The sequence below is a fragment of the Rhodoluna sp. genome, assembly GCF_044232805.1.
In the GTDB taxonomy this organism is placed as follows: domain Bacteria; phylum Actinomycetota; class Actinomycetes; order Actinomycetales; family Microbacteriaceae; genus Rhodoluna.
This window is the reverse complement of the sequence record NZ_JBIILG010000053.1, coordinates 1-6,467: the sequence shown is the minus strand read 5'-3', so window position 1 is coordinate 6,467 and position 6,467 is coordinate 1. Positions and strand designations below refer to the sequence as shown.

The following is a 6,467-nucleotide window of genomic DNA, read 5'->3' as shown; positions in this document are numbered from 1 at the left end:
GACGAAACCAGAACTGCTTCTGGGCCCGTAGTAATTGTTGTTCCAACGATCCCTCACGTTAGCCTGCCCGGGGCTGGACTTTGGTGGGATGTTGCTCCTGCGGAAGTATCAGACCAGCCCTGGCTTACCGCGGCACGAGCCGAATACAACGAAGGATTGGGTACTCAACGATGGCACGGCTAAAAGCACCTGAACTTCAGAGGCAACTGCGTGCCAGTCTCCAAGCTGGAAAGAGCCTCGGCACTTTTATTGGCATACCCAGCACCATTTCTTATGAGTTGGCAGCGCTGGCTGGTTTTGACTGGGTCATTTCCGATCTTGAACATGGCGAGAATGAATATTCTGATTTGGCCAGGGCGGTAGTGGCATTCGATGGTCCAGTAGTTGCTCGGGTGAGCTCGCCTTCGGCAGAGAATATTTCTCGTGCGCTAGATCGGGGTGCGGCCGGAATCATGATTCCGAGAATTTCTTCATTTGAGGATTTAGATCACGCGCTAACTGCATTGGATTACCCTCCCAAAGGCTCCAGAGGCGTTGCCAGCTACAACCGGAGCGCGTCTTGGGGTGCTGACCAAAAGGCTCTCGTGGAAGCAGATCCAGTTGCCATAGTCCAGGTGGAGACTCGCTTTGCCGTTAATGAAATTGCTGAATTGGTAAAAAACAAGAGAGTAGACGCACTTTTTATTGGGCCGTTGGATCTTTCTTACTCGCTTGGTGTATCAAGAGATTACAGTTCTGAAGTGTTTCAATCAGCCATAGCTTCGGTTCTTGAAAACTGCAGAAGTGCCAAAAAGCCATTGGGAATACTAGCCACTTCAGCCCAGGATGCTAAAGCTTATGAAAAGCAAGGTTTTGATTTTCTGGCTCTGGGATCGGATTCAACTTCGTTACTTCAGGCCTTCAAGTCTCAAATAGAAGCTATTCGAAACAACTAGCAATGCAGACTCTCTTGGCTTCTTCTGGATTTCGAAATGGCTGAATTTCTAATTGTCGGCCTTGGACCAGTACCTGCCAATCAAACGCAAGAATTGCTAGGACCCCAATTCACTTTCCTTGCTGAACCAACTGCTCAAGATCTAGCAAAAGCTGATGGCGCAATTGTTCGCGCGGAGTTTTACCTCGATAAAGCTGCACTGGAATCAATGCCAAAGCTGAAGATTGCCGTTCGGACAGGTGTTGGCGTTGACCGGGTGGATCTGGTATCTGCTACCGACAGGGGTGTTTCGATTGCAATTACCCCCGGGGCAAACACCAATGCCGTAGCTGAAGGGGCACTAGCCATGATGCTTTCGCTTTCCAAGAAACTCTCCCCGCTAACTGAACTAGTAAGAAAAGATCAATGGACTAGCCGTGACGGTATTGTCCCAGGGGACCTGGAGGGCTCAACCCTTGGCCTTGTAGGATTCGGACGCATCGGATCCAGAGTTGCCCAACTGGCTCAAGTTTTTGGGATGCGGGTATTAGCTTTTGATCCTGTTGCCGTTGTCCCAGAAAACCTGAGAGCTGAATCCATGGATGCCCTGTTGTCAGAATCCAACTTCCTTTCCGTCCACGTTCCCCTCAACAAGAAAACTCGTAACTTGATTTCCAAGAGGGAAATTGAGCTCATGCCTCAAGACTCCATAATCATCAATGTCGCTCGAGGCGGAGTGGTTAATCTAGATGCCGCCAATGAAGCCCTTAATTCTGGGAAACTTTCAGGCCTAGGTTTAGATTCTTTTGATCCCGAGCCTGCGGTATTTCACGAGTGCTTCAATCACCCAAACGTAGTTCTTACCCCTCACGTTATGGGCCTAAGCCACCGTGCCAGGCAGCAAACATTTGCCGCGGCGGCCCAGGCCGTAAAGGATTTTTTCAATCAAACGGGAAGTGTTGAGATTGTAAATCAAACGCGAGGAGAAAACTAAATGCAGGTAAAAATTGCTGGAGCACCAATTAGTTGGGGAGTTTGCGAGGTTCCTGGGTGGGGATACCAAATGTCACCGGAAAGAGTGTTAGCAGAGATGAGCAGTCTCGGGCTGACTGCTACCGAATTTGGTCCTGATGGGTTTTTACCGATAGACCCTCTTCAAAAAGCCGAGTTTCTATCACACCACAAGATAAGAGCCATCGGTGGCTTTTATCCGATCCTGCTGCATGATCCAACTAACGATCCAATACCTGCCGTGACAGCTGAGTTAGATTCCTATGAGGCTGCTGGCGCCGAGGTTCTCGTCCTAGCCGCTTCAACTGGAGTTGATGGCTACGACGCAACCAAGCCAGTCTTGACACCCTCGCAGTGGGCCACTTTGTTCGAGAACTTATCTAAAGTTTCCGATCTTGCAAAACAGCGTGGCGTGAAGGCAGTAGTCCACCCTCACGTTGGAACACTAATTGAAACCCGCGAAGACATAGAGCAAGTGTTGGCTGGAACAACTATTGGGTTTTGTCTAGACACCGGACACATGTTAATCGGCGGAACGGACCCAGTACAGTTTTCGAAAGACCACTCAGATCGAATCCAGCATTCACACCTCAAGGATGTAAATCTTAAAGTTGCAGAGAAGGTTAGGTCCGGGCAGCTTTCGTATTACGAGGCTGTGAAGCAAGGTTTATATACCCCTCTTGGTCAGGGGGATGTCGATGTCAAATCGATTATCAAGAACTTGATGGCCGCAAATTACCAGGGTTGGTTCACTCTCGAGCAAGATAACGTGGTTGATGCAGACCCGGCTGCTGGCTCTGGACCAGTCAGTGACGCAACCATGAGTGTTGAGTTCATAAACAAGGTGGCTAGCGAGTTCGCTGCCTGAGTCCTTAAATACCAAACGGCCACCAACTAAAAGCTGGCAGCCGTTGGGCTAGAAGTTACTTACCTTTTACCTGAGAGATCTCGTGGGTTAGGGCTTCAAGCTCGGCTCCACCAGCCATGGCCATGGTCAACTCGTCCAGCTTTACATTCTTGCGCTGGAACTCGTTGATCATCTTTCCTCGGTTTAGAAGGTAGAAGCGGTCTCCAACTAGGAAGGCGTGGTGTGGGTTGTGAGTAATAAATACAACTGCAACACCTCTTTCCTTGGCTGATAGAACATACTTCAAAACGATTCCTGACTGACGAACTCCCAGTGCTGAGGTTGGCTCGTCAAGAATTAGCACCTTGGCACCGAAGTAAACAGCGCGGGCAATAGCTACTGCCTGACGCTCTCCACCGGATAGGGTTCCAATTGGCTGGTCAGTGTCGCGAAGGTCGATACCCATCTCAAGCAGTTGCTGCTTTGAAAGAGCCTTCATCTTCTTGATGTTCAGCATCCGGAAAGGACCCCAGCCTATGGTGATCTCGTTACCGAGGAAGAAGTTTCGCCATACCGACATCATCGGAATGGTTGCTAGGTCCTGGTAAACAGTTGCAATACCTTTGGCAATTGCTTCTCTTGGGGAATTAAAGTCAACCGGTTGACCATCCATCAGGAACTCACCGGTTGTTGCCTTATGAACACCTGAAAGCGTCTTGATCAGAGTTGACTTACCTGCACCATTGTCACCAAGCACACAGGTAACGCTTCCCGAAGTAACCTCCATGCTCACATCGGTCATAGCAATAACGCTTCCGAACTGCTTGGTTACGTTTTTTAGCTCTAAAGCTACGGTCATTTCTTTCGTCCCTTCATTGCTCTTTTTCCTACGAAGGTATTAATCAATACGGCTGTGAACAAGATCAGGCCTAGGAAGGTGAATGTCCAGTCAGAATCCCAAAGTGCGTAAGGGATACCGATGTAGGCCATTCCCATAATTACTGCACCCAGAGAGGCTCCAATAGCTGAGCCCATACCACCGGTAAGTAGTGTTCCACCTACCGCTGCGGCGATGATGTAGAAAAACTCAACTCCAACACCTTGTCCGGCCTGCATACCCTTTAGGCGAAGCACGAACATGATGCCTACGAAAGCTGCGGCCATTGAGGTCATCACAAACAAGATGATTTTGGTTCTAATTACAGGCACTCCAGCGTTACGGGCCGCGTTAGCATCTCCACCGGATGCAAAAATCCAGTTACCAAATTTGGTTCTGGTCAAAATCCAGGTAGCCAAGATGGTGAAGAAGATCCACCAGAGGATCGAAATCTGGAAGCTTGCTCCCGCAAATTCAATCTTGCTGGCAAGCAACCCTGCGGCTTGGTCGAAGTTAGCTGTCTCTTCGGTAAGGCTCACTCGAACGGTTCCAGTGAACTGCTTGGTGACAGCCAGGTTCGCTCCGCGAAGAACAAAGAATGTAGCCAATGTGACAATGAAAGATGGCAAACCAGTTGTAACTACCAGCCAGCCATTCAGAAGTCCTACCGCTGCAGCAAAAACCATTACCAGGAAAATCGAGGTCCAAAGATCTAGTCCGAGTTCAGTCACTAGCACTCCGGTTAGAAGCCCTGTGGTTCCAACCATTACTCCAGTGGAAAGGTCAAACTCGCCACCGATCATAAGAAGGGCTACGAACACCGCCACAATTCCAATTGGAGCTGCGATGTCGGTCCAGCCGGCAATACCGCCAGGTTGGCCAAAGTTTTCGGTTGTGTCAACCGATGAGAACAATAAGAAGATCGCCAGCGCACCCATCAGGGCACCGAATTCTGGACGTCTTAGGAGAGTTGTTATAGGGGAAGTTTTTTGAACGCGTTCGTCTTTGAGTGCGTTTGCCATGAATGAATCCTCAGTTTCCTAATTTGTTTCATTTAGAAAACAGGTGGGCTAGAAAATCTTCTAGCCCACCTGCCTTGTGTTTCTATGATACGACTAGCGAGTACCTGCTGCTACCAGTGCCTTAACGGTCGCGACGTTTGTTGAGTCAACAAAGCCAGGTCCGGTGTACATAGGTAGACCTCCACCAAGGGTGTGACCGTTGGTTAGGTTCAGGTATAGCAATGCAACGGATAGGTAACCCTGTGCGTACTGCTGCTGGTCAATTGCGAAAGCAATTGTTCCGGCCTCAATAGCATCTAGAGCCTCAGCTGACATGTCAACTGTTCCGATGTACATCTCTACACCTAGGTCAGTAACTGCTGGTAGAACTGCCTTCGCTGCGATGTCAGCGTTCAATGCGAACACGCCATCGTAGGTTGGGTCAGCTTCCAAAGCAGCCTTGATCTTTGCAGATGCAGCTGTAAGGTCAGCAAGACCGCCATCTAGGTTGAAGTTAACAACTTCACCATCGAATGTGTCTGCTGCTCCTGCACAACGCTCTTCAAGACCAACGTTTGCTGCTTCCTGTAGAGGACAAAGAATCTTTGTCAAACCAGCTTCGTTGAAACGAAGACCGGCTTCTTGACCAGCGATGAATTCATCCTGACCAACGTGGGTGATTGCACCAAGCTCCTTGAACACTGCGGATCCAGAGTTCATGGTTACTGTAGGAATGCCAGCGGCAGCTGCTGCCAACATTGCATCCTTGATTGCACCTGGGTCTGGAGCTGAAGCTGCGATTGCGTCACAGCCACCTGCGATACCAGCCTCAATTGTCTGAGCCTGCTTTGCAGAGTCGTTTGTTGAGCCCTGGTAGTCAACTGTGATACCTAGGTCAACACCGGCCTGCTCAGCACCCTTTTGTGCTACAGTCCAGAAACCTCCACCGTCACCGTGTGTGTAAACACAGATCTTGAAGTCGCTTGCTGGTGCTGCTGTTTCTTCTTCTGCTGCGGTTGTTGCACATCCGGTTAGTACTAACGCGGAAACGGCAACAAGAGCAGCTAGCTTCTTGATGTTCATAGAGATAACCTCTCGTTTTCATTTAAATGGTCGGAAAGACCCGACTGCTGATAATTATCCCGCTTTGTAAGGACAATTAAGCTCGTATTCATACCCCGTTATAAAAACGATACCTAACCGCCTGAACCCCAGTGTTTTCAAGCGAGTCCCAGAGACCCAGGGGACCCCAGTTAGTACAAAGCTTGCTCTATGTAAGGTAACTAGCGCTCAACGATAGTGAATTCAAAAGAATACAAGTCGGTTCGATAGCAGTGCTGTCCATACTCCAACGCAACCCCAGAGTTATCAAATGCGGTTCGATCCAGGGTCAGTACTGGTGAGTTCTTTTCAATCTCCAACAAGTTCGATTCTTCTGTGCTGGCGCGACGTGCGCCAATCTTTTGTTTAGCAACTTGGATTGAAGCCCCGTTTGTTCGAAGCCAAGCGTAAAGGCCGGACTTCGAAACGTCGCCCTCAGTTAGGTGCGCAAATCTCGGGTGAATCCAGTTTTGCATCACTGCAACTGGAGTTTTCCCGGCACTTCTCACCCTGTGTAGGAAAACAACTTTTTCTCCGATAGCGACACCAAGTTGCTGCGCAATCGTTGCATCAGCCGGCACAAGTTGGAATTTAACGATTTTGGTTGATGGTTTTCTTCCTGCTCGCTCAAGATCATCAAATAGCGATGTGAGCTCAACTCCGCGGGTCACCTGACCATGCACAACTTGAGTTCCAAGACCGCGACGGCGAACCAAG

General features: G+C 49.4%; 8 protein-coding genes. 4 read left to right on the top strand and 4 right to left on the bottom strand.

The annotated features are described in order from the left end of the window. The 4 genes from AC9UES_RS06165 to AC9UES_RS06150 all read left to right on the top strand — a co-directional run. Positions 1-183: hypothetical protein (locus AC9UES_RS06165; RefSeq protein ID WP_509527701.1), on the top strand; the 183-nt coding region annotated here is incomplete at its 5' end. Continuing rightward, positions 171-935 carry an HpcH/HpaI aldolase family protein gene (locus AC9UES_RS06160; protein WP_509527699.1) on the top strand — a complete coding sequence of 255 codons (765 nt, stop codon included), beginning with the start codon at positions 171-173 and terminating at the stop codon, positions 933-935. The genes AC9UES_RS06165 and AC9UES_RS06160, both read left to right, overlap by 13 nt. A 36-nt stretch (positions 936-971) precedes the next feature. Continuing rightward, a complete protein-coding gene (locus tag AC9UES_RS06155; protein ID WP_509527697.1) occupies positions 972-1,907 on the top strand; it encodes an NAD(P)-dependent oxidoreductase in 936 nt (311 codons plus the stop codon). Continuing rightward, a complete protein-coding gene (locus AC9UES_RS06150) occupies positions 1,908-2,792 on the top strand; it encodes a sugar phosphate isomerase/epimerase family protein (protein ID WP_509527695.1) in 885 nt (294 codons plus the stop codon). A gap of 55 nt (positions 2,793-2,847) precedes the next feature. Here the strand turns inward: AC9UES_RS06150 and AC9UES_RS06145 are convergent, their stop codons facing one another. The 4 genes from AC9UES_RS06145 to AC9UES_RS06130 all read right to left on the bottom strand — a co-directional run. Then, positions 2,848-3,630: an ATP-binding cassette domain-containing protein gene (locus AC9UES_RS06145; protein WP_509527693.1), complete on the bottom strand. Its 783-nt coding sequence runs from the start codon at positions 3,628-3,630 to the stop codon at positions 2,848-2,850. Next, a complete protein-coding gene (locus AC9UES_RS06140) occupies positions 3,627-4,670 on the bottom strand; it encodes an ABC transporter permease (RefSeq protein ID WP_509527691.1) in 1,044 nt (347 codons plus the stop codon). Before AC9UES_RS06140 ends, AC9UES_RS06145 begins: the two co-directional genes overlap by 4 nt. A gap of 93 nt (positions 4,671-4,763) precedes the next feature. Further along, positions 4,764-5,732 carry a substrate-binding domain-containing protein gene (locus tag AC9UES_RS06135; protein ID WP_509527689.1) on the bottom strand — a complete coding sequence of 323 codons (969 nt, stop codon included), beginning with the start codon at positions 5,730-5,732 and terminating at the stop codon, positions 4,764-4,766. 200 nt (positions 5,733-5,932) lie between these two features. Further along, positions 5,933-6,467, bottom strand: a 535-nt coding sequence (locus tag AC9UES_RS06130) for a GntR family transcriptional regulator (RefSeq protein ID WP_509527687.1), incomplete at its 5' end; no start/stop codon positions are given.

Excerpts from the sequence above, each read along its gene's own strand:
- AC9UES_RS06155 (WP_509527697.1), top strand. The coding sequence starts at position 972 with ATGGCTGAATTTCTAATTGTCGGCCTTGGACCAGTACCTGCCAATCAA.
- AC9UES_RS06135 (WP_509527689.1), bottom strand. The coding sequence starts at position 5,732 with ATGAACATCAAGAAGCTAGCTGCTCTTGTTGCCGTTTCCGCGTTAGTA.
- AC9UES_RS06150 (WP_509527695.1), top strand. The coding sequence starts at position 1,908 with ATGCAGGTAAAAATTGCTGGAGCACCAATTAGTTGGGGAGTTTGCGAG.
- AC9UES_RS06160 (WP_509527699.1), top strand. The coding sequence starts at position 171 with ATGGCACGGCTAAAAGCACCTGAACTTCAGAGGCAACTGCGTGCCAGT.
- AC9UES_RS06140 (WP_509527691.1), bottom strand. The coding sequence starts at position 4,670 with ATGGCAAACGCACTCAAAGACGAACGCGTTCAAAAAACTTCCCCTATA.
- AC9UES_RS06145 (WP_509527693.1), bottom strand. The coding sequence starts at position 3,630 with ATGACCGTAGCTTTAGAGCTAAAAAACGTAACCAAGCAGTTCGGAAGC.